The following is a 21,259-nucleotide window of genomic DNA, read 5'->3' on the forward strand; positions in this document are numbered from 1 at the left end:
GCATTACCCCACGGGGCCCGGCCAGATGCCGGGCCCCGTGCTTTTTCCGGAGTCCCCCCATGAAAGATCTGTTCGCCGCCGTCTGCCTGGTGGCGGTGCTGGAAGGCCTGTTCCTGTTCGTTGCCCCGTTCGCCTGGAAGCGCATGGCCGAGCGCCTGCTGGACCTGCCCAGCCCGGCCCTGCGCAGCTTCGGCGGGCTGGTGCTGCTGGCCGGGCTGAGCCTGCTGTGGTGGGCCCGGCATTGAAAGGGTAGTGCCGGCCGCTGGCCGGCAACCTGGCATTGCCGGCCAGCGGCCGGCACCACCGGGAAGGCGCCTGACCGGCCGGTGAAGCCGCCCGTCGGAAAGGTGGCACCCGACCCCGGAAACCCGGATAATGCACAAAAGCCGGACGGGCCTCCCCGTTCGGCTTTTTCCGTGTCTGGGCCTTCCATCGCCGGCGCTCCCCGTTTGGAGCCGCCATCCAGGTGCTGGCCAGCCCCGCCACGGTTTACCCGTCCGCGGCCCCGATGGCCGCAACAAATCGAGGAGCCCGTCATGGGTCAGTCTGTCGTAGTGTTGGGTGCCCAGTGGGGCGATGAAGGCAAGGGCAAGATCGTCGATCTGCTCACCGAGGAAATTGGCGCCGTGGTGCGCTTCCAGGGCGGCCACAATGCCGGCCACACCCTGGTCATCAATGGCAAGAAGACCGTCCTGCACCTGATTCCGTCGGGCATCCTGCGTGACGATGCGCTGTGCCTGATCGGCAATGGCGTGGTGATCTCGCCGGCCGCGCTGCAGAAGGAAATCGCCGAGCTGGAAGCCTCCGGCGTGGAAGTGCGTTCGCGCCTGAAGATCTCCCCGGCCGCGCCGCTGATCATGCCGTACCACATCGCTCTGGACCAGGCGCGCGAACGCGCTGCCGGCGGCAAGGCGATCGGCACCACCGGCCGTGGCATCGGCCCGGCCTACGAAGACAAGGTGGCGCGTCGCGGCATCCGCATCGCCGACCTGCATTACCCGAAGCAGCTGGAAGAACTGCTGCGCACCGCGCTGGATTACCACAACTTCGTGCTGACCAAGTATCTGAACACCGATGCGGTCGACTTCCAGAAGACCTTCGACGAAGCACTGGCCTTCGGCGAGTACGTGCAGCCGATGAAGTCCGACGTGGCCGGCATCCTGCACGACCTGCGCAAGCAGGGTAAGCGCGTGCTGTTCGAAGGTGCGCAGGGCGCACTGCTGGACATCGACCACGGCACCTACCCGTACGTCACCAGCTCCAACACCACCGTCGGTGGCGCACTGGCCGGTTCCGGCGTCGGCGCCGATTCGATCGACTACGTGCTGGGCATCGCCAAGGCCTACGCCACCCGCGTCGGCGGCGGCCCGTTCCCGACCGAACTGGACGACGAAGTCGGCCAGGGCATCCGTGACCGCGGCGCCGAGTACGGTGCCTCGACCGGTCGCCCGCGTCGTTGCGGCTGGATGGACATCGTTGCGCTGAAGCGCGCCGTGGCCATCAACGGCATCAGCGGCCTGTGCATCACCAAGCTGGACGTGCTGGACGGCATGGAAAAGCTGAAGGTCTGCATCGCCTACGAATACAACGGCAAGCGCACCGAGTACGCGCCGCTGGACGCGCAGGGCTGGGAAGACTGCACCCCGGTGTACCTGGAGTTCCCGGGCTGGAGCGAGAACACCCACGGCATCACCAACTGGGACGACCTGCCGCCGGCCGCACGTGCCTACCTGCGTTCGCTGGAAGAGCTGGCCGGTTGCCCGATCAGCATCGTCTCCACCGGCCCGGACCGCGACCACACCATGGTCCTGCAGGATCCGTTCGCCTGAGGTAACGCTGTTCAACTGAAAAAAGAGCGCCGCGACTCCCTGTGGGGTCGCGGCGCTTTGTTTTGGGCCGGTTTCATCTGTCGGCAGCCCGTGCGGGCTCCAGTAGTGCCAGCCCATGGCTGGCAGAACCGAAGCCACCAACATGTCGCTTTCAGCACGCCAATTCGGCCGACCACGTCAAATTCTCCCAAGCCACACATCCCTGATGCTCCCCGCATACAACTTCTGGTAAGCGATAAACGTCACGCGCCATTCTGAAGTGAGGGTTGTTTGCGTCACCGCGCGTCGCTCCCATCCGCGCATCAGCACAGTCGCGGCTGTTCCTGTCGCATCCACCATTCCCCGCGCATGCAACACTTCGCCCTGCGCTCTCGATTCATCCGAACCTTTCTGATTTTTCTCATTGAATCGAACATGCAGGCGTAGACACCATGGCGCGCCACCGGAAAAGGGTGGCCGGGCGTGCAAACCCGAGATAGGTGTTACTTACGCTTGCCAGCCGGCACCGTCCTGAAGCGGTGCCGGCTGGCAATCCGTCGGCCTTTATGGCGGGCGGTGCGTGGGGGTCTTCGGACCCGCCGGTCATTGGTAACTATCTATCCCGGTTTGCAACCCGCACCGTCCGCCACCCCGCCTCCACGCGGTGGCGCTGTCACGTACAGCTACGGAAGCCGACGCCATGACCACTCGCAAGACCCCGCCGTTCCATGTTGTTGAGCCCATCAACGACGACGCCAATCCCGCCGACGATCTCAGCACGTTCCAGGGCTGCCTCACGCGCATCCGAGATGGCGAAGGCTCCGATGGCATGCTCTGGCCGGAGGAAAACCTGTCCGACGGAAGACGTCAGTCCCTGGCGCGGATCGACCGTGCGGCCGTGGGCATCCTCACCGCGGTGGAGATGCTGCATGCGGCCAACCGTTGCGCCACCATGGCGACGCCGCGCAGGCACCTGGACGAAGGTGTGGTGGAAGGGCTGTTCTTCGCCTGCCGCGAACTTGCCGAGCTGGTCTGCAGGGAAGTCAGGCCGGCCTGACCTCCTTCCGCATGTGCGATGCCCAGCCTGGCCATATGATGGGGCAAGGGACTGGGATATGCGCTGCATTCCGTCCCTGGCCAAGCCGCGGTAGGGCACACTGGTGTAGTCAAACTGACGTGCCAGATCGTGCGTCTCAAGCAGCCGGCCAGCGGCCGGCACTACAATCCTGTGGGGGGGAGTGCGGGCAGTCGAATCACTCTTCCGTCAGAACCTGCCAGCGAAGTATTTCATCGGATGAGGAAGGGCCTTCCAGAACGGCCGGGCGAGATAAGCGTATGACCTTCCCGGTCGCGTTGAATTACATGCGTTGCTAGTGATCGGTGGCAATGCAAATACCAGTGCAAGCGGAGCAATTAAGATATCGGCACTAAGTAAACGGGAACATTCAGATAAGGCTGTTCCGCTGGATGGTGTTGAAGCGGTCAATCGCTCATGTTTCCGGGCATTATATAATCGAGTACGCCGAGCCACGGTCTCGACCCGGCAGGTGCTGACGAGTTTCCGAGTCGCATGGGGCTGATCTCGGTCAGCATGACTACCGCACCTTCGCCAATTTGAAAGCCTTATGCGTATTTCCATCCAGACCATCGTGGGCAAGGTGTTCAGGGTTCGGTGCGCTGATCACGCTTCGTCGCCCCGGTCAGGCAAATTGGTTGGCGTGTGCGCCATGACCACCTGTAAGCTGCACTATTACCCGGTGCTAGATTTCCGCAATAACCGCCAAAGCTGGTTGCAAGATGGGCATGTTTGCGAAACTTCAGGCCTTGGGGAAGGATTGGTTTCGCAGCCTGTCTCTCCCTGAGATATCATGGATGCGCAACCTGTCGCGAGATAACTGCTAGTCGTGAAACTGATAGATGTCTCGCAAATGCTCAAGAATTAATTTTGATCTCGTGCTGTAATAGCATTGGCGCGGGGTCTCCGAAATCTCTCTGTCCAACGGAACCAAGGCAGACCTATCCGGTGCCGCGCTCGACTTGCTCAGCTGCGGACGAATAGACTTCAAGATGGAAGGAATATACTCGGGAAGCTTCCCCTTGCTAACCTTGGCATTTATCATTTCTAGCATCCTTTCTTGGAACTCGATATCTGCATCGGCGTGCGCAATCAATAATAGCAGTGCATTTATTCCATTTTCACCAATCTCACTGGTTCCGGGGAACTCGTTGGTAGCGAAATATTGCTTCATGATAGAGAGATTTCTGGCATTTACCTTTCGCAATCTAGTTGCCGCTTTGTCGGCCTGTGCGCTATCGTAAAAAGAATTGAAGATGGCCAGCGCATTCTGATCCTGCCTAATCATTGTTGAGATCGTGGCGAAAAGATCAGGTGCAAGAATTTGCTCACCAGCTTCAATATCGTCCGCGAATGTTGTCTCGGATTCAGGCCTCCATTTGCAGGTCTCGGAAGATTGTAGGTCAGCAAGCTGGGCCGCCATCTGGCGTATCCGCCAGATTTCCTCGTTTTCGTTGTCTGTATCTCCACGAGCAACTGCGCTGCCACAGAAGAGTAAAGTCAAAAATGCCATATTGGTGACATGCATAACTCTGGTCTCAGGGGTTGCCGATATACGTAATGTTTTTTCCCGCACTATTGCCTCGATTGAAGGCTTCAAATTCATCCTTCCATCTAGCATGATCTGGTGATCCAACGAAGTCGACAGGTGCAGGGAATTCCTTCTCGTATTGGTCAACGACGCCGCCGTAGCAGAGCAGTGAAGCGGTTGCCGAAAGAATCTTAATGTTGGGACACCTGTTTTCTAAGAATAGAAATGCACCTGACGGATTGAGCTCGATAAATCTCCACTCGCCATCACTTCCTATCACGAAATCCGCGCTGGCAATGTTGATATCAAGCTCGCGCATTGTTCTCTTGAGTCCAATTTCTATATCGCCAGGAACCGGGCGCATTTCATATGATAGGTCACTATCCTCCATCGTTCGGAAGTCAATCTTGCCTGCGACTTTGTGGTTCATGGAAAGTGCAAAAATCTTCTCTCCTATGACGCCAACCCGAATGTCTGCAGCAGTAGACAGATATTCCTGGTAGATGCAAGGTGTCGTGCCAATCTCCTGATCAGTGCACTGGTCGAGCTGCTCAACATCAATGATATTAGCGAATGTCGTCCGCTTCTTGGCAACGGACTTGTCTAGCCAACTATAGGGGTTGAATGGCTTGATGACCACTTTGCCCTGCCTTCTTACAAAACTGCGCACCAGTACTGGGTCTGCAGCAATAAGCGTCTCAGGAATCCTTAGTCCGCAATGTGCAGCTACTGCCAACTGTTGACTCTTGATTTCTGATGTGACGACACTTGATATTCTATTAATCCATTGAACTCTGCGGCTGACCGTGCTGGCGGTCGACCCGGCGCTGGCCGGCCGTGCGGCCTCGGTGGACCTGCTGCCGCCGATGGACGTGCTGAAACTGACCGACCTGGACTACCTCTGGCTGTGGCCGTTCTTCTTCTGGCCGCCGGTGGCGCTCCTTTTACTGATTGCCGGTGGCGGACTGGCGGCTGCCAGCATCGCGCTGCGGCGCTGGCGACGCCGTCCTCCACCCCGGTAGCGCCGGGCCATGCCCGGCAGTGCACTTGCCAAATACCCAATTTGGGTAGGATCGTGCCCAAATCGGGCATCACTGCGACTGGCTCTGCCAAGCGGCAGACGCGCTAGCCTCCCGCCCGCAGCAGCGGGTACGGATTGATCGACTCGCCCTTCCACCATTGCTTCTCCGGCCCCAGCACGTGCACCTCGAAATGCAGGTGCGGGGCCTCGGCGCTGGCATTGCCGGTGCTGCCGACGTAGCCGATCACTTCCCCGCGCTTGATCACCTTCTTTTCTGCCAGCCCATCGGCATAGCGTTGCAGGTGCGCGTAGTAGTAGCACCAACGTCCGCTGGGTTCGAACTGGTAGATCGTCAGGCCACCGCGCTCGCTGTCGAACAGCTTTTCCACGGTGCCATCAGCCACGGCCAGCACCGGCGTCCCGGCGTCGGCCATGATGTCGATGGCATCGTGTACGCGCCCTTCGCTGCGTGCATCGGTGAAGGTGTCGAGCAGCTGCGAGGCTTCGATGCCCTGTACGGGCAGCAACAGGCCGGTTGGCGTGCCGCTCGCGTTGGCCGACGGTGCCACCGATGCGGAAGGCGCTGCATCCAGCTGCGGAGCTGCAGGCGCCTTCACCGGCGTTGCAGCCACTGTGGGTTGCGGGGCAGGCTGGGCAACGGCCACCGGCTGAGCCGCATCGCGGCGCAGCCACCAGCCAGCACCCAGGCCCAGCAGCACGCCCAGCACGATCAGCTGCGAAAGGCGCATCGCATCACTCCTGCATCACGACGGGAACGGAGGTATCCACGGCATCGGCTACGCGCAGCGCATCCCAGTTGGTCATGCGCACGCAGCCGTGCGATTCGGTCTTGCCGACGTGGCCGGGCTCGGGCGTGCCGTGCAGGCCGTAATGCGGCTTGGACAGATCGATCCACACCCGGCCGACCGGATTGTTAGGGCCCGGCGGCAGCGTGGCCTTTTTCTCGCCCTTGCGCGCATCCCAGAACAGTTTCGGGTTGTAGTGGAAGGGCGGATCGCGATACACGCCGAGGATCTTCCATTCACCGATCGGCAGCGGGTCATGCTGGCTGCCGGAGGACACCGGTACCTGCGCGATCACCTTGCCCTGCGCATCCAGCAGCTGAAGGGTGGAGTCGGATTTGTCGACCACGATCTTCGTGGCCTTCGGCAATGCGGCCGGTGCGATGTTGGGGACCTGGATGCGGCTGCCCGCCTTGGCCAGATCGACGCCGGGGTTGAGCACCTTCAGCAGTTCCGGCGAGGCGTGGAAGCGCTCGCCGAGGGCTTCGGCCACGCTGGCGTAGCCCAGCGATTTCAACTTGGCCTGTGCGGCAGGCCCTTTGGGAATCGCCTGGAAGGGGCCGGCCACATCCTCGGCGGTCAGGGTGTAACTGGCCAGCGGCCCAACCGTATCGGCCTGCAGCGCTTTCCAGGTGGCGTCGTCCAGTTCCCCCGTCACGGTCAGCCCGCGCGCTGCTTGGAAGCCGGATACCGCCCGGCGCTGGTTGCTGCCCACTTCACCATCGATCTGGCCCGGCGAGAAATTCGCGCGATCCAGCAGCACCTGGGCGTGCAGGGCAGAGCGTGGCGCGGTATCGGGTCCGGCCTTCTCGGCAATGGGCTCCGGCAGCTGGGCCGGCGGCGGCACCTGCGCGAAGGCGGGGGACACCAGCAAGGACAGGGCGAGCAGGGCGGGGCGGTATACGGGCATGGAGGACTCCGGCAGATGGCAGCTCCACCCTGCCCGGAGAGGCTGCGCAGCCCCCGTGAAAGCGACCTGATGCCGGCATGATCAGGGCAGCCCTGGCGTGGCCCGGGCCCTTGTCGCAGAAGCGACGTGCGTGGCCTCACCAAGGTGAACGGCTGCCGACGCCCGTGTGTGTTGCCGATAAAGAATGCCGGCAGCGCGGCCGATACGGGCGCATCCCCCCGTTTTGGATGTACCGATGAACTACTTGAGGAATGTCAGGGTCGCCTGGCGTCTTGGGCTGGGCTTTGGCCTGTTGTTGCTGCTGGTTGCCGCCGTGGTGGCCACGGGTGCCACCGCCAGCGTCGTGCAGAAGCGCGCAATGCAGCAGGTGGTCGATGTCAGCGTGGCCAAGGTGCGCCTGCTGTCGCAGATGCTCGATGCCAACAACCAGATGATGGTGGTGCGCCGCGAGATGCTGATCCGCCAGGGCGATGACCGTGACCACGACGAGCAGCGCATTGCCGATCTGGTCAAGCGCTACGAGGCCAGCTGGTCCGCCTACCAGGCGCTGCCCAGCGATGCCGACGGCAAGGCCATTGCTGAAACCATCGCAGCCAAGCGCGCCCTCGCTCGCCCGCTCAACAAGCAGACCAGCGAGTTGATGGAGCAGGGTGACTATCCCGGCGCGGTGGCGCTGACCCTGGGCCCGGTGCAGGAAGCGGCCAACGGCTGGAACAAGGCGCTGTCCGATGGCGTGGACTTCGAAGAGAAGGAAAGCCGTGATGCAGCCGCCGAGGCGATCCGCCTGGGCGAGCGCAGCCTGCTGCAGCTGCTGGTGCTCGGCGGCGTTGCATTGCTGGTTGGCATTGCTGCCTCGGTGATGATCGGCCGCAGCCTGACCGCTCCGCTGGCGCGCGCAGTGAACCTGGCCGAGCGCCTGGCCAAGGGCGAGCTGGACCAGGAATTCCGGCTTGGCGGTCGTGACGAATTGACCCAGCTGGGCCAGGCCATGGCCAGTGTGCGGCAGAGCGTGCAGGCCGCGATCGGCGCACAGCTGCAGATGGCCGAGCAGCACGAGGCGGGCGCGATCCGCTATCGCATGGATGCCAGCGCTTTCCCGGGTGACTTCGGGCGCATGGTGCAGGCCACCAACAGCCTGGTCGAATCGCACGTGCAGGTGGAACTGCTGATGGCCGAGGTGATGCAGCGCTACGCCATCGGCGACCTCAGCCGTGACCTGCCGGACTACCCGGGCGAGAAGGGCGCGCTGACCCGCACCCTGGCCGCGGTGAAGCAGAGCCTGATGGCGATCAACGCGCAGATTGACGAGCTGGCCCGCGCCGCGCGCGCTGGCGACTTCAGCATGCGCGGCGACGCCGCCGCATTCCAGTACCAGTTCAAGGCGATGGTCGAGCACCTCAACGGCATGATGGCCAGCTCGCAGGCCAGCATCGCCGATGTCTCCGACGTGCTGCGCGCGATCTCGCACGGCGACCTGACCGCACGCATGGATGGCGAGTACGACGGCGTATTCGCCCGCATGCGCGACGATGCCAACACCACCACCGCGCAGCTGACCGGCATCGTGCGCGGCATCCAGGTGGCGGCAGACAGCATCAACAACGCGGCGCAGGAACTGGCCGCAGGCAACAACGACCTGTCGCGCCGCACCGAGCAGCAGGCGGCCAATCTGGAAGAGGCCGCTGCATCGATGGAGGAACTGACGTCCACCGTGCGCCAGAATGCCGAGCTGGCCCGCCAGGCCGACAGCGAAGCACACGCCGCCGGTGCCGCGGTGCGCGAGACCGAACAGGCGATGGCACAGATGGCTTCGGTGATGGGCGAGATCGACCAGTCCTCGGCCCGCATCTCGGAAATCTCCACCGTGATCGACGGCATTGCGTTCCAGACCAACATCCTCGCGTTGAACGCGGCGGTGGAAGCTGCCCGCGCAGGCGAGCAGGGCCGTGGCTTCGCCGTGGTCGCCAGCGAAGTGCGCACGCTCGCGCAGCGCGCCGGTGTCGCCGCCAAGGAGATCAAGGAACTGATCGAAGATGCTGCCGCCAAGGTGAAGAGTGGCCTGGCAGTGACCGTTGAATCCGAAGCTGCGATCGCACGCGTGGCCCAGGCCAGTTCGCGCACCACGCAGCTGATGAGCGACATCGCTGCGGCGAGCAAGGAGCAGGCCGCCGGTATCGAGCAAGTCAACCAGGTGGTGGTGCAGATGGACCAGGTCACCCAGCAGAACGCCGCGCTGGTGGAGGAAGCCACCGCTGCCAGCCGTGCGCTGGAAGAACAGGCACATGCGCTGACCACCTCGGTGTCGGTGTTCAAGGTGGAAGGCGCAGCAGCTTCCGCCATGCCGCGTCGCGCGGCCTGAGCACGTCACTTACGTTGGAAATGTGCGGCCGCAGGGCACTGCGGCCGCGTTCCGGTGGATGGCTCGCGATCAGCCACTGGCGCGGGTGCGCGCCGCCTTCTTCGCCGCCGCTTTGCGCACACTCTTCTTCGCGGCACGGGTCTTGGCTGCCTTCTTCGCGGCGGCACTGCGTGACGCGGCGGTGCTCGCCTTCGTGGCCGGCGTCTTGCGAGCGGGTGCCTTCTTTGCGGCGGTCTTCTTCGTTGTGGCCTTGCCGGCAGTCGTCTTCCTGGCGGCGGTCTTCTTCGCAGGCGCTTTCTTAGCCGCGGTCTTGCGTGCAGCCGTCTTCCTGGCTGCCGACGTCGTGGCCGATTTCTTTGCCGGTGCCTTGCTGGCAGTGTTCCCGGCACTCTTGCGCCCACTGCCGCTGCGCTTGCCACCCCCGTCCTGCTTGTTCACGGTGGCCCAGGCGATGCGCTCGGCCGTGCCTTCGCTGGCACCGCGCTGGCGCTCGCTCTCTTCGATGTGCTCGGCCTGGCGCTTCTGCTTGTCGGTATAGGCGGATTTGTCACCGCGTGGCATGGCGGGGTCTCCGGTGGGGGCTGGCCCCCACGGTGGCCCTGGCGGCGTTAAGCACAAGTCCCGCAAGGGTGATCGCACCGGCAAGGCCGCCTCGGCTATGCTTGCCGCATGCGAGTCGAGCCCGCCGACATCGAAGCCCTGTTCGACGCCATTCCGGACGTGCTGTTCTTCATCAAGGACCGCCAGGGGCGTTACACCCACGTCAACCAGACCATGCTGCGACGGCTGGGCCTGCGCGCGCGCAAGGATGTGATCGGGCGCACCGCGGCCGAGATCTACCCGACCGGGCTCAGTGCGGACTATGTCGACCAGGACGCCCGCGTGCTGTCCGGCGAGGTGATCGAGAACCTGATGGAGCTGCACCTGTTCGCCAACCGCGAACCAGGCTGGTGCTTGACCTGCAAGCGTCCGCTGCTGGTCGATGGGGCCATCGAGGGCCTGATCGGCATTTCCCGCGACCTCGGCCAGAAGGACAGCCTCGGCACCCAGTACGAGCAGCTGCGGCTGGCCCTGGCCCACCTCAATGCGCATTACGCCGAGAACGTGCGCATGCAGACCCTGCTGGACATCACCGGCTTCTCGCTGTCCAAACTGGAGCGCAGCTTCCGCAAGGTGTTCCAGATGACCCCGCAGCAGGTGCTGACCCGGCTGCGGATCCAGATGGCCATGCACCTGCTGCACGGTGACGACAGCATCGCCTGCATCGGCCAGGCCTGCGGTTTCAGCGACCAGAGTGCGTTCACCCGCAAGTTCAAGGCTGAAACCGGTTTCTCGCCGCGTGCCTATCGGGCCCGTATCGGTGGGAACGTCGGCGAACCGGCCCTGGCCTGAGCCGCCTGCTGCGCTGTGCCTATCCCCGTGGGCACGGGACAGGGTAAGGTGTCGCCCCTGTAGCCCGCCGCCAGCCCTGCCGATGCCCAATTCGATTCCGACCGCTTCGCCGTCCCGCCTCGGACATTCGCTCAAGCCCCGCCAGCTGATCATGATGGGCCTGGGCAGCGCCATCGGTGCCGGATTGTTCCTCGGCTCGGGCGTGGGTGTGCAGGCGGCCGGTCCGGCGGTGCTGGTGTCCTATCTGGTCGCCGGTGCGCTGGTGATCATCGTGATGAACGCGCTGGGCGAGATGGCGGCGGCCAAACCGACCAGCGGTGCGTTCTCGGTGTACGCCGCCGATGCCATGGGCGCCACGGCCGGCGCCACCGTCGGCTGGCTGTGGTGGGTGCAGCTGGTGATCGTGATCGCCGCCGAGGCGGTGGGTGCGGCCGGCCTGCTGGCCACGGTGTGGCCAGCGATACCGGTACCGATGGCGGCGCTGGCGTTCATGCTGTTCTTCACCGCAATCAACCTGCTCGGGGTGAAGAACTTCGGCGAATTCGAGTTCTGGTTCGCCATCCTCAAGGTGGTGGCGATCCTGGCGTTCATTGCCATCGGCGTGGCGCTGCTGATGGGCTGGCTGCCCCAGGTGACCTCACCGGGCCTGAGCAACTTCACCGAGCATGGCGGCTTCGCACCGAAGGGCCTGGCTGGTATCGGTGCAGCGCTGCTGGTGGTGGTGTTCGCCTTCGGCGGCACCGAGATCGTGGCCGTCGCCGCCGCTGAAACCGAAGACCCCGAGCGCAGCATCGCGCGTGCCATCCGCACCGTGGCTTGGCGCATCCTGGTGTTCTACATCGGCTCGCTGAGCGTGATCATCGCCGTGGTGCCGTGGACCAGCGAGGCGCTGAAGTCGCCGTTCGCCGCGGTGCTGGATATCGCCCGTATTCCGGGGGCGGGCACCGCCATCACCCTGATCGCGGTGATCGCGCTGCTGTCGGCGCTCAATGCCAACCTCTACGGTGCCTCGCGCATGATGTATTCGCTGGCGCAGCGCCGCGAAGCCCCGGCCGTGCTTGGCTGGACCGATCCGCGCCAGGTACCGGTGGTCGCTGTGCTGGCCAGCGTGCTGTTCGGTTTCGCCGCCACGGTGATGGAACTGCTGTTCCCGGACCGGGTACTGCCGGTGCTGCTGAACATCGTCGGTTCCACCTGCCTGCTGGTGTGGACGCTGTCGCTGGTCTCGCAGCTGGTGCTGCGCCGCCGCGCGGATCGCCTGGGCACGCGCCTGCCGTTCCGCATGGCCGGTTTCCCGTGGCTGACCTGCTGCGCGCTGGCGATCCTGGCGCTGATCTTCGGCCTGCTGCTGAGTGAGTCGCATACCCGCCTGCAGTTCCTGTCGATGGTGGCACTGACCGCCACCATCGCCGCTGGCAGCGCCATCGCGCGGCGGATGCGCGAGGCGTGATGGAAGCTGCCGGCCAGCGGCCGGCACTACCACGGGGGCTGCACATCGGGCGTGCGATGCTGATTGTGTGGGCCGTCACCGGCCCGTCGAACAGGAGTTCCGCATGCTGCGCAGCCGTCCGTTCCTGATGTTCACCGGCCAGGCCGAAGCCGCCCTGGCCCTGTATGCCGAAGCCTTTGCCGATTTCCGGTTGCTGGCCCTGCAGCGCCACCCGGAGGGGGCCGGTGCCGGCGTGCCCGGCCAGGTCCGCCAGGCCATCTTCCTGCTCGGCGGCACCCACTACCTGTGTTTTGACAGCCTGGACGTACACGACTTCACCTTCTCGCCCTCGATTTCGCTGTTCGTCGAGTGTGCCGGCGCCGAGCAGTTCGAGCGCGCGGCGCGGGTGCTGGGCGAGGGCGGTCATTGGCTGATGCCGGTGGGCGACTACGATTTCAGCAACCGCTACGGATGGGTGCAGGACCGCTTCGGCGTGTCCTGGCAGTTGAGCCTGGGGCAGATGCCGGACCCGTGATCGGATTTTTGTGGGTGTGGACCTTGCTCCACAGACCCTTGAAAAAACGGCCCGCTTGCGCGGGCCGTTTTCATTTCCGATGGATCGAAGGCTTACGCCTCGACTTCATCGTCCTTGTAGGCATCGACCGGGATGCAGGCACACATCACGTTCTTGTCGCCGTACACGTTGTCGACGCGCGCTACCGGCGGCCAGTACTTGCTCTGCTTCAGGCTGGCCAGCGGGAAGGCGGCCAGTTCGCGCGGGTAGGCGTGGGTCCACTCGCTTGCGGTCACTGCGGTGGCAGTGTGCGGTGCGTTCTTCAGCGGGTTGTCCTCGCGGTCCAGGCGGCCGTCTTCGATCGCGCTGATTTCCTCGCGGATCTGGATCATCGCGTTGATGAAGCGATCCAGTTCGTGCAGCGATTCGCTCTCGGTCGGTTCGACCATCAGCGTGCCGGCCACCGGGAAGCTCAGGGTGGGGGCGTGGAAGCCGAAGTCGATCAGGCGCTTGGCCACGTCCTCGGCACCGATGCCGCTGGTCTTTTCCAGCGGACGCACGTCGAGGATGCACTCGTGCGCCACCAGGCCGTTGCGGCCGGTGTACAGGGTCTTGAAGTGCGGGGCCAGGCGCTTGGCGATGTAGTTGGCGTTGAGCTGCGCGACCTGGGTGGCCTTGCGCAGGCCTTCGCTGCCCATCATGGCGATGTACATCCAGCTGATCGGCAGGATCGAGGCGCTGCCGAAGCTGGCCGCGCTGACCATGCCGACCGGGCCGTGGTCACCCAGCTTGCCCGGCAGGAACGGGGCCAGGTGCTCCTTGACCGCGCACGGGCCGACGCCCGGGCCCCCACCGCCGTGCGGGATGCAGAAGGTCTTGTGCAGGTTCAGGTGCGAAACGTCCGAACCCCACTTGCCCGGCTTGGCCACGCCGACCAGCGCGTTCATGTTGGCACCGTCGGTGTACACCTGGCCGCCGTGCTGGTGGATGATCTCGCAGATCTCCACCACCTCTTCCTCGAACACGCCGTGCGTGGACGGGTAGGTCATCATGATCGCGGCCAGGCGGTCGCTGTACTTCTCGGCGTTGAGGCGGATGTCCTCGACATCGACGTTGCCGTTGGCGTCGGTCTTGGTCACCACCACCTTCATGCCGCACATCTGCGCCGAGGCAGGGTTGGTGCCATGCGCCGAGTCCGGAATCAGGCAGATATCGCGATGACCTTCACCGCGCGAGCGGTGGTAGGCGCGGATCGCCAGCAGGCCGGCGTATTCGCCCTGCGCGCCGGAGTTCGGCTGCAGGCTGACCGCGTCGTAGCCGGTGCATTCGACCAGCATCGCTTCCAGCGTGTCGATCAGTTCCTTGTAGCCCAGCGCCTGGTCGGCCGGCACCAGCGGATGGATCTGCGAGAACTCCGGCCAGGTCACCGGAATCATCTCGGCGGTGGCGTTGAGCTTCATCGTGCACGAGCCCAGCGGGATCATCGTGCGATCCATCGCCAGGTCCTTGTCGGCCAGCGAACGCAGGTAGCGCAGCAGTTCGTGCTCGCTGTGATGGGTGTTGAACACCGGGTGGGTCAGGAACGCGGACTGGCGCAGCAGGCCGGCCGGGAGCGCGTCGGCGGTGCTGGCATCGAGTGCGTCGACGTCGGCCTGCGCACCGAACACGGCAGCCAGCGCGACCACGTCGGCGCGGGTGGCGGTTTCGTCCAGGCTGATGCCGACCGAGTCGCTGTCGATCGCGCGCAGGTTGTAACCGGCGGCGCGGGCCTTGGCGTGGATCTCATCGGCGTGCACGCCGGTGACATGCAGGGTGTCGAAGAAGTCGCCACCGACCTGCACGCCGGCCGTGCGCAGCGCCGCGGCCAGGATCGAGGCCAGGCGGTGGGTGCGGCGGGCGATGCGGGTCAGGCCGTCCGGGCCGTGGTAGACGGCGTACATCGACGCCATCACCGCCAGCAGCACCTGCGCGGTGCAGATGTTGGAGGTGGCCTTCTCGCGGCGGATGTGCTGCTCGCGGGTCTGCAGGGTCAGGCGATAGGCCGGGTTGCCCTGCGCATCCACCGAGACGCCGATCAGGCGGCCCGGCATCGAACGCTTGTAGGCATCACGGCAGGCCATGAAGGCAGCGTGCGGGCCACCGAAGCCGAACGGCACGCCGAAACGCTGGCTGTTGCCGACCACGATATCCGCACCCCATTCGCCCGGGGCGGCCAGCAGGGTCAGCGCCAGCAGGTCGGTGGCCACGGCGACCAGGCCGCCGCGTGCGTGCACGGCATCGACCAGCGCCTTGTAGTCGCCGACCTGGCCGAAGGTGTCCGGGTACTGCAGCAGCAGGCCGAAGGCTTCCGCTTCCAGTGCCTCGGCCGGGGTGCCGACGCGCAGCACGATGCCCATGGGCTCGGCGCGGGTGCGCAGCAGTTCCAGCGTCTGCGGGTGCACGGCGTCGTGCACGAAGAAGGTGTCCGACTTCGACTTGGCCGAACGCTTGGCCAGGGTCATCGCTTCAGCGGCGGCGGTGGCTTCGTCCAGCAGCGAGGCGTTGGCGATTTCCATGCCGGTGAGGTCGGCGCACAGGGTCTGGAAGTTGATCAGCGCTTCCATGCGGCCCTGCGAGATTTCCGCCTGGTACGGGGTGTAGGCGGTGTACCAGGCCGGGTTTTCCAGGATGTTGCGCAGGATCACGTTCGGCGTGTGGGTGCCGTAGTAGCCCTGGCCGATGAAGCTGCGCAGCACGGTGTTCTTGTCGGCGATCGCACGGATCTTCGCCAGTGCCTGCACTTCGGTCATCGATTCCGGCAGTGCCAGCGGTGCGGGCGACTTGATCTTGGCCGGCACGATGGCATCGGTCATCGCATCCAGCGACGCGTGGCCGACGACGTCGAGCATCTGCGCGATCTCGGCATCGTTGGGGCCGATGTGGCGCTCGACGAACGCGGAATGGTGCTCGAGCTCACGCAGGGAAGGGGTGTTCTGGGACATGGCGAAGGATCCGTCAGGAAAGGGCACACGCACGGGCACAAGCCGCCGGTCGGCGGTCTGCGGGGCGCCCCTCTGTCCTTTTGCCTGAGAGTTTGGAAGTGCGGCTGGCCGCAGCTTCGTGCCCCTTCGGCGCCGGATCGAACCGGTCTCTCCAGAGTTGTGTTACGGGTGGTATCGGGCCTGAGCGATTACGGGCGTTGCGCCTTCGGCAGCGGTGTTCCGCTTCTCCCACCGTGTTGCCCGCCGATTATAGCCCGTCGCGGGCCCGTGGGCCGCCCCCGGCGGGTGCAGCCGCGCCTGAATGGCCGATGGCCCGTCCGTGCGTTTTGTGCACTGCTGCATGGCATCGGGCGCAATCCCCACCTATGATGGGCGGATACCCGAATTCATTTGGCGCCGTCCCTGCTGCAGGGGGACCGGCGCCCGCCGTGCGTGCCGCGCATGGCCCTGCCGGACGCCTTCCCCATGACCGCCGCTGTTGCTCCTTCCACCCGCCGCATGGCCCTGCTGCTCGCCGGCCTGGCCATGTTCGGTCCGTTCTCGATCGACACCATCTTCCCGGCCTTCCCGCAGCTGGCCCAGCGCCTGGCGGTGGACGAGGTGGCGGTGCAGCAGACCATCAGCGTGTACCTGCTGTTCTACGGCCTGATGAGCCTGGCGCACGGCCCGCTGTCCGATGCCTGGGGCCGCAAGCGGGTGATCCTCGGCGGCCTGGTGGTGTTTGTCGGCGCCTCGGTCGGCTGCGCGCTGTCCACCGACCTGACCACGCTGCTGGCGTTCCGCGCGCTGCAGGGCCTGTCGGCGGGTGTCGGCATGATCGTCGGCCGCGCGGTGATCCGCGACCTCTACCACGGGCATGACGCGCAGCGGCTGATGAGCCAGGTGTCGATGCTGTTCGGCATCGCCCCGGCGATCGCGCCGATCATCGGCGGCTGGATCCTGCTCAGTGGTGCGGGTTGGCCGCTGATCTTCTGGTTCCTGGTGGTGTTCGCACTGGTGCTGCTGGCGGCCACCGCACGCTTCCTGCCGGAAACGCATCCGGTCGAGGCGCGGGTGCCGCTGTCGCCGAGGGTGCTGATGCGCGACTACGTGCGCATCGGCTTCAATCCGCGTTTCCTGCGCCTGGCGCTGGCCGGCAGCATCGGCTTCGGCGGCATCTTCCTGTACATCTCCTCGGCGCCGGTGTTCGTGATGCAGCATCTGCATCTGGGCGAGGGGGGATTCGCCTGGCTGTTCATTCCGACCATCGGCGGCATGACCACCGGCTCGTTCCTGTCCGGGCGCATGGCCGGGCACACCACGCCCACCCGCCAGGTCGCCATCGGTTTCGCGCTTTGCGCATTGTCGGTACTGCTGAACGTCGGCTACGTTGCACTGGCGCCGCAGTTCTTGCTGCCGTGGGCGGTGATGCCGATTTTCCTGGGCGGCATGGGCATGGCGCTGATCTTCCCGATCCTGGCGTTGGCGGTGCTGGACATGTACCCGCATCAGCGAGGCCTGGCGTCTTCGCTGCAGGCCTTTGCGCAGCTGATGATCAGCACCGTGGTGGCGGGCGTGGTATCGCCGCTGCTCAGTGCCAGCCCGTTGCACCTGGCACTGGGCCAGGCCGCCTTTTTCGCCGTCGGATTCGTGTTCTGGTACTGGGAACACCAGCGTGAACGCGTGGCGCAGGCAGCCTGCACGGGCCATTGAGCAGCGCGCAGGGGTAGGGCGGGGCGCGATGCCTGCAACCCTTGCGACCGAACACCACCGGATTAGGCTGGGGACTCCAGCCAGCCGGTGCAGGGGTGCACGACAGCCAGCCGATCCAATGTCGTTGCATGAGGTTCCCCCATGGCTGCGCAGCAGACCTACCGCCTGTTCGAGGTGGCGCTGAAAGAGCGCCGCGTGCTTTCCCCTTCGCTGGACCGCATGGTGTTCACCGGTGCCGACGTGGCACGGATGAAGACCGAAGGCCCGGACCAGCGGATCAAGGTGTTCTTCCCCTTGCCCGGCCAGGACCTGCCGCAGGTCCCCAGCGGCGAGGACTGGTACCCGCGCTACCGGGCCCTGCCTGACGACCAGCGCCCTCCGATGCGCACCTACACCATCCGCCAGCTGCGCGCTGAGCAGGGCGAGGTCGACGTCGATTTCGTCATCCACGGCGTGACCGGGCCCGCCTCGCGCTGGGCCATGCATGCACGCCCGGGAGACCGTGTGGTGCTGCTTGCTCCGGATGCCGACTGCGCCGACAGCAGCGAAGGCTGGGAATGGAAGCCGCCGGCCGGTGTGGGTCAGGTGCTGCTGGTGGCCGACGAGACCGCGTTGCCGGCCGTGGCCGGCATTCTTGAGGAACTGGCCGCGCTGGCGGACCCGCCACGCACGCTGGCCCTGCTGGAAGTGGCCCAGGCCGGTGATGCGGTGCCGTTGACCGCGCCGGCCAGCGCCGAACTGGTCTGGCTGCCGCGCGGGCAGGCGGCCTACGGCCAGCCTCTGCTGCAGGCGGTGCAGGAACGCCTGGCAGCGGCCTCGAGCGTGGCCGCCGGCGATGAGCTGGAGGAGATCGACGTCGATGCGCAGATCCTTTGGGAGCAGGCCGATGCCAGCGTGGCCGGGCCGCTGTACGCATGGGTGGCGGGCGAGGCCGGGGCCGTGATGGCGATCCGCCGGCATCTGGTCCGCGACTGTGGGCTGGACCGCCGCGCGATCACCTTCATGGGCTACTGGCGGCACGGCAAAGTGCTGGACTGAGGGGGTGTGAAACGGCGCGGCGGGCGGGGTGCGCTATCCTTGCGCCCCCCTTCGCAGCGGTACCGCACCATGTCCACCAGCTCCAAGACCCGCCGCGACCAGCGCCGTCGCCAGGAAAAGCAGGCCGCCAACAAGGCTGCAGCCCAGGCCTCGCCGGTGGAGCCGCATGCGGAACTGCGCGATGCACAGCGCACCTTGCTGGCCGGGGTCGTGCGCCGTGACGGCGAATGGGTGCTGGGCATGGACGGCCGCATCGCTGGCCACAGCGAGAGCGCTGCGCAGGTGCTGGCGCTGATCATGCAGGCCGGTGAACTGCACGAGCGCAACGGCACGCCGGTGCGCCTGATGTACTCCGATGCGCTGCGCGATGCCGCGCAGGCCGAAGCGAAGGAGAAGGGCCAGACCTTCGAGGAATTCAAGGCCGAGCTGGCCGCGGCGATGGCGGCGAAGAAGAACAGCTGACAGGCATTTCGGTAGCGCCGGCCGCTGGCCGGCTGCCCGTTGTGTCTTCATCGCGTAGTTGCCGGCCAGCGGCCGGCACTACCGGAAAGGGGCGGATCCTTGCGGATCCGCCCCTCTTTCATTTCGCCGCCGGGGCCGCGTTGGCCTGCCAGCCGCACATCTGGCCTTCGTTCTGCTGCTTCAGCCACTCGTTGACCGGAGTGAAGTACTCGATCATCGGGCCGGCATCGAGCTTGTCGGTGCCGGTCAGTTCCTTCAGCGTGGCCTGCCACGGCTGGCTGGCACCCTTGCTCAGCATCGCCCAGTACTTCTGGCCGGCTTCCTTGTTGCCGTAGAAGGTGCACTCATGCAGCGGGCCCTTGTAGCCGGCCGCATCGCACAAGCCCTTGTAGAACTGGAACTGCAGGATGCGCGCCAGGAAGTAGCGGGTGTACGGGGTGTTGCCCGGCACGTGGTACTTCGCGCCCGGGTCGAAGAACTCTTCGCCACGAGTGCTGGCCGGGGCCACGCCCTGGTACTTGGCCTTCAGGTCCCACCACGCCTTGTTGTAGTTGTCGGCGGTGATCGAACCGTCGAACACGCCCCAGCGCCAGCGGTCGATCATCAGCCCGAACGGCAGGAACGACACGCCCGACAGCGCCATGCGCATCTGGTTGTTGATGACTGCCTCACGACTCTCGGTCGGCGCATCGACCAGGCCGATCGAGCTGAGGTACTTGGGGGTCATCGCCAGCACGATGGTGTCGCCGATCGCTTCATGGAAGCCATCGTTGGCACCGCCCTGGAACAGCGGCGGCAGCGGGTTGTAGGCCAGGTCGTAATAGATGTGGCCCAGCTCGTGGTAGATGGTGGTGAAGTTCTCTTCGTTCGGCTTGATGCACATCTTGGTGCGCACATCGCCTTCCATGTTCATGTCCCAGGCGCTGGCGTGGCAGACCACGTCGCGGTCATCGGGCTTGATGAACTGGGTCTTTTCCCAGTACGACTGCGGCAGCGAGGGCATGCCCAGCGACACGTAGAAGTCCTGCGCGCGCTCGGTCATCTGCCTGGCGGTACGCAGTTCGGCCTCGCGCTGCGCCTTGTACTGGGCGGCCACGTTGGCGTCCTTGCCAGCCTTGGCCAGTGCTGCGCTCAGGTTGCTCTGGTACTGCTTTTCAAGCGCTGCGGTGATGTCCAGGCTGCCGGCACCCGGGTAGGGTTCCAGCTGGTCCCACAGGTTCGACCAGTCCTGCTGCCACATGTTGCCCAGCAGGTGCGCGGCGATCAGGCCATTGCCCACTTCCGCCTTGTCCTTGCCATAGGTCTTGTCCAGCTTGCCGCGTGCGTAGCAGTGCAGCTGCTCGTACATCGGCTTGACCTGTTCCCACAGGCGGTCGGTCTCCGGGCCGATCTGCTCCGGCGGCATGTCGTAGCCGCTGCGCCACATCTGGCCGGCATCAGTGAAGCCCATGCCCTTGGCACCTTCGTTCACCAGGCCGACGAACTTCTGGTAATCGCCGCGCATGCTCTTCGTGGTGCTGTGCCAGCCCTGCCAGGCATCGAGCTGCTTGTCGTAGTCGCGGCTGCGCGCCAGTACCTGCTCCAGTTCGCCCAGCTGGCGGCAGGAGTTCGGATCGTTGGCATCGGTGCAGTACTTGCCGGCCCCGTAGCTGCCCTCCATGCGGGTGGCGATCTGGGTCAGCTCAGCCAGCTTGGCCGGGTCGCGCGGCGCCGGCATCGAGGACATCAGCTTCAGCAGGTGGATGGCGCGCTTGCTGTCCTCGCTCATCGGCTTGCCGTCGAACTTGGCGGCCTGCTCGATCCAGCTGTTGAGCTGGGTCAGCGAGCGCTCGTTGGCCTTGGCCGCGATGCGTTCGGAATCGCTGTTGATGTAGGTGGAGGACAGCCACTGCGCCGAGGTCATCTCCGGGTAGGCGGCCTTGAATTCGGCATTGATGCGGGCCACGAACTGGTCGGCGGTTTCGCCGGCCGGCGCGCTGGGGCCGGCGGTCTCGGTGCCGGGCGACGGTTCCTTCTTGCAGGCGACCAGGGCCAGCGTGGCGGCGGCGATCGCCGAGGCCAGCAGGAGATGGCGGTGTTTCACGGGCGGTCCTTGGGTGGTGAACGACGGCCGAAGGCTAGTGGGCAGCCGCTGCCACCGCAAGTGGCGAAAGTCGGTTGGGTTCGGCAGGGCGGCGCCCTGCACCCGCAGAAGCAACGGCAAAGACCGAAGCAACAGCAGAAGCGGGCTATCCGTGGGATGGC

17 protein-coding genes, 1 pseudogene and 1 riboswitch are annotated in these 21,259 nt (G+C 65.2%); of the genes and pseudogenes, 11 read left to right on the forward strand and 7 right to left on the reverse strand.

Annotated features, from left to right (window positions below; all coding sequences use genetic code 11):
- Window positions 1–59: 59 nt before the first annotated feature.
- The 3 genes from N7590_RS14605 to N7590_RS14615 all read left to right on the forward strand — a co-directional run bounded on the left by N7590_RS14605 (window position 60) and on the right by N7590_RS14615 (window position 2,865).
- Entirely contained in the window at window positions 60–245 is a 186-nt protein-coding gene (locus tag N7590_RS14605; RefSeq protein WP_005410640.1) for a DUF2065 family protein, read from the forward strand.
- Window positions 246–536: 291 nt separating this feature from the next.
- On the forward strand, window positions 537–1,829 hold the full coding sequence (locus N7590_RS14610; protein WP_014038120.1) for an adenylosuccinate synthase: 1,293 nt from the start codon (window positions 537–539) through the stop codon (window positions 1,827–1,829).
- A 679-nt stretch (window positions 1,830–2,508) separates the two neighbouring features.
- Window positions 2,509–2,865 (forward strand): hypothetical protein, encoded by a 357-nt coding sequence (locus N7590_RS14615; RefSeq protein ID WP_053510402.1) that lies wholly within the window; start codon window positions 2,509–2,511, stop codon window positions 2,863–2,865.
- Between the two features lie 841 nt (window positions 2,866–3,706).
- Here the strand turns inward: N7590_RS14615 and N7590_RS14620 are convergent.
- Together N7590_RS14620 and N7590_RS14625 are read right to left on the reverse strand one after the other, a co-directional pair.
- Window positions 3,707–4,489 (reverse strand): hypothetical protein, encoded by a 783-nt coding sequence (locus N7590_RS14620; protein ID WP_279935681.1) that lies wholly within the window; start codon window positions 4,487–4,489, stop codon window positions 3,707–3,709.
- Window positions 4,422–5,150 (reverse strand): hypothetical protein, encoded by a 729-nt coding sequence (locus N7590_RS14625; RefSeq protein ID WP_164241811.1) that lies wholly within the window; start codon window positions 5,148–5,150, stop codon window positions 4,422–4,424. The genes N7590_RS14620 and N7590_RS14625 overlap by 68 nt, the downstream gene beginning before the upstream one ends.
- 55 nt (window positions 5,151–5,205) lie before the next feature.
- Here N7590_RS14625 and N7590_RS14630 point away from each other — a divergent pair.
- Window positions 5,206–5,436 (forward strand): annotated as a pseudogene (locus N7590_RS14630) (hypothetical protein); the annotation flags it as partial.
- Window positions 5,437–5,539: 103 nt separating this feature from the next.
- Here the strand turns inward: N7590_RS14630 and N7590_RS14635 are convergent.
- Together N7590_RS14635 and N7590_RS14640 are read right to left on the reverse strand one after the other, a co-directional pair.
- Window positions 5,540–6,184, reverse strand: a complete 645-nt coding sequence (locus N7590_RS14635; protein WP_053510406.1) for a M23 family metallopeptidase — start codon at window positions 6,182–6,184, stop codon at window positions 5,540–5,542.
- A gap of 4 nt (window positions 6,185–6,188) precedes the next feature.
- A complete protein-coding gene (locus N7590_RS14640; protein WP_053510412.1) occupies window positions 6,189–7,148 on the reverse strand; it encodes a murein L,D-transpeptidase in 960 nt (319 codons plus the stop codon).
- 235 nt (window positions 7,149–7,383) lie between these two features.
- Here N7590_RS14640 and N7590_RS14645 point away from each other — a divergent pair, with 235 nt between their 5' ends.
- Window positions 7,384–9,507, forward strand: a complete 2,124-nt coding sequence (locus tag N7590_RS14645; protein ID WP_164241809.1) for a methyl-accepting chemotaxis protein — start codon at window positions 7,384–7,386, stop codon at window positions 9,505–9,507.
- Window positions 9,508–9,576: 69 nt separating this feature from the next.
- Here N7590_RS14645 and N7590_RS14650 read toward each other — a convergent pair whose 3' ends face one another.
- Window positions 9,577–10,068 (reverse strand): hypothetical protein, encoded by a 492-nt coding sequence (locus N7590_RS14650; protein ID WP_164241808.1) that lies wholly within the window; start codon window positions 10,066–10,068, stop codon window positions 9,577–9,579.
- A 108-nt stretch (window positions 10,069–10,176) separates the two neighbouring features.
- Here N7590_RS14650 and N7590_RS14655 point away from each other — a divergent pair, with 108 nt between their 5' ends.
- The 3 genes from N7590_RS14655 (at window position 10,177) to N7590_RS14665 (ending at window position 12,863) form a co-directional block, all read left to right on the forward strand.
- Complete coding sequence (locus N7590_RS14655; protein WP_006463165.1) at window positions 10,177–10,899, forward strand: AraC family transcriptional regulator; 723 nt, start codon at window positions 10,177–10,179, stop codon at window positions 10,897–10,899.
- Window positions 10,900–10,981: 82 nt separating this feature from the next.
- Window positions 10,982–12,349 (forward strand): amino acid permease, encoded by a 1,368-nt coding sequence (locus N7590_RS14660; RefSeq protein WP_164241807.1) that lies wholly within the window; start codon window positions 10,982–10,984, stop codon window positions 12,347–12,349.
- Window positions 12,350–12,452: 103 nt separating this feature from the next.
- The gene (locus N7590_RS14665) at window positions 12,453–12,863 is read left to right on the forward strand and encodes a VOC family protein (RefSeq protein WP_053511927.1); all 411 of its coding nucleotides are present in this window, start codon (window positions 12,453–12,455) and stop codon (window positions 12,861–12,863) included.
- Between the two features lie 92 nt (window positions 12,864–12,955).
- Here the strand turns inward: N7590_RS14665 and gcvP are convergent, their stop codons facing one another.
- Window positions 12,956–15,823 (reverse strand): aminomethyl-transferring glycine dehydrogenase, encoded by a 2,868-nt coding sequence (gcvP, locus tag N7590_RS14670; RefSeq protein WP_008267226.1) that lies wholly within the window; start codon window positions 15,821–15,823, stop codon window positions 12,956–12,958.
- 62 nt (window positions 15,824–15,885) lie between these two features.
- Window positions 15,886–15,988: riboswitch (glycine riboswitch) on the reverse strand.
- Window positions 15,989–16,288: 300 nt separating this feature from the next.
- On the opposite strand from gcvP, the gene N7590_RS14675 reads away from it, so the two are divergent.
- The 3 genes from N7590_RS14675 to N7590_RS14685 all read left to right on the forward strand — a co-directional run bounded on the left by N7590_RS14675 (window position 16,289) and on the right by N7590_RS14685 (window position 19,015).
- Entirely contained in the window at window positions 16,289–17,515 is a 1,227-nt protein-coding gene (locus N7590_RS14675) for a multidrug effflux MFS transporter (RefSeq protein ID WP_053511928.1), read from the forward strand.
- A gap of 141 nt (window positions 17,516–17,656) precedes the next feature.
- Window positions 17,657–18,553, forward strand: coding sequence for a siderophore-interacting protein (locus tag N7590_RS14680; RefSeq protein WP_164087451.1), 897 nt, complete (start codon window positions 17,657–17,659; stop codon window positions 18,551–18,553).
- 69 nt (window positions 18,554–18,622) lie between these two features.
- Complete coding sequence (locus N7590_RS14685) at window positions 18,623–19,015, forward strand: hypothetical protein (RefSeq protein ID WP_008265644.1); 393 nt, start codon at window positions 18,623–18,625, stop codon at window positions 19,013–19,015.
- Between the two features lie 118 nt (window positions 19,016–19,133).
- Here N7590_RS14685 and N7590_RS14690 read toward each other — a convergent pair whose 3' ends face one another.
- Window positions 19,134–21,098, reverse strand: coding sequence for a M2 family metallopeptidase (locus tag N7590_RS14690; RefSeq protein ID WP_164241806.1), 1,965 nt, complete (start codon window positions 21,096–21,098; stop codon window positions 19,134–19,136).
- Between the last annotated feature and the right edge of the window lie 161 nt (window positions 21,099–21,259).

This window comes from Stenotrophomonas sp. GD04024 (assembly GCF_029837545.1).
GTDB classification, from domain to species: domain Bacteria; phylum Pseudomonadota; class Gammaproteobacteria; order Xanthomonadales; family Xanthomonadaceae; genus Stenotrophomonas; species Stenotrophomonas forensis.

Coding starts and splice junctions, on each gene's coding strand:
- N7590_RS14675 (WP_053511928.1), top strand. CDS start 16,289: ATGACCGCCGCTGTTGCTCCTTCCACCCGCCGCATGGCCCTGCTGCTC.
- N7590_RS14620 (WP_279935681.1), bottom strand. CDS start 4,489: ATGAATTTGAAGCCTTCAATCGAGGCAATAGTGCGGGAAAAAACATTA.
- N7590_RS14680 (WP_164087451.1), top strand. CDS start 17,657: ATGGCTGCGCAGCAGACCTACCGCCTGTTCGAGGTGGCGCTGAAAGAG.
- N7590_RS14640 (WP_053510412.1), bottom strand. CDS start 7,148: ATGCCCGTATACCGCCCCGCCCTGCTCGCCCTGTCCTTGCTGGTGTCC.
- N7590_RS14660 (WP_164241807.1), top strand. CDS start 10,982: ATGCCCAATTCGATTCCGACCGCTTCGCCGTCCCGCCTCGGACATTCG.
- N7590_RS14610 (WP_014038120.1), top strand. CDS start 537: ATGGGTCAGTCTGTCGTAGTGTTGGGTGCCCAGTGGGGCGATGAAGGC.
- N7590_RS14645 (WP_164241809.1), top strand. CDS start 7,384: ATGAACTACTTGAGGAATGTCAGGGTCGCCTGGCGTCTTGGGCTGGGC.
- N7590_RS14605 (WP_005410640.1), top strand. CDS start 60: ATGAAAGATCTGTTCGCCGCCGTCTGCCTGGTGGCGGTGCTGGAAGGC.
- gcvP (WP_008267226.1), bottom strand. CDS start 15,823: ATGTCCCAGAACACCCCTTCCCTGCGTGAGCTCGAGCACCATTCCGCG.
- N7590_RS14650 (WP_164241808.1), bottom strand. CDS start 10,068: ATGCCACGCGGTGACAAATCCGCCTATACCGACAAGCAGAAGCGCCAG.
- N7590_RS14685 (WP_008265644.1), top strand. CDS start 18,623: ATGTCCACCAGCTCCAAGACCCGCCGCGACCAGCGCCGTCGCCAGGAA.
- N7590_RS14655 (WP_006463165.1), top strand. CDS start 10,177: ATGCGAGTCGAGCCCGCCGACATCGAAGCCCTGTTCGACGCCATTCCG.
- N7590_RS14665 (WP_053511927.1), top strand. CDS start 12,453: ATGCTGCGCAGCCGTCCGTTCCTGATGTTCACCGGCCAGGCCGAAGCC.
- N7590_RS14615 (WP_053510402.1), top strand. CDS start 2,509: ATGACCACTCGCAAGACCCCGCCGTTCCATGTTGTTGAGCCCATCAAC.
- N7590_RS14635 (WP_053510406.1), bottom strand. CDS start 6,184: ATGCGCCTTTCGCAGCTGATCGTGCTGGGCGTGCTGCTGGGCCTGGGT.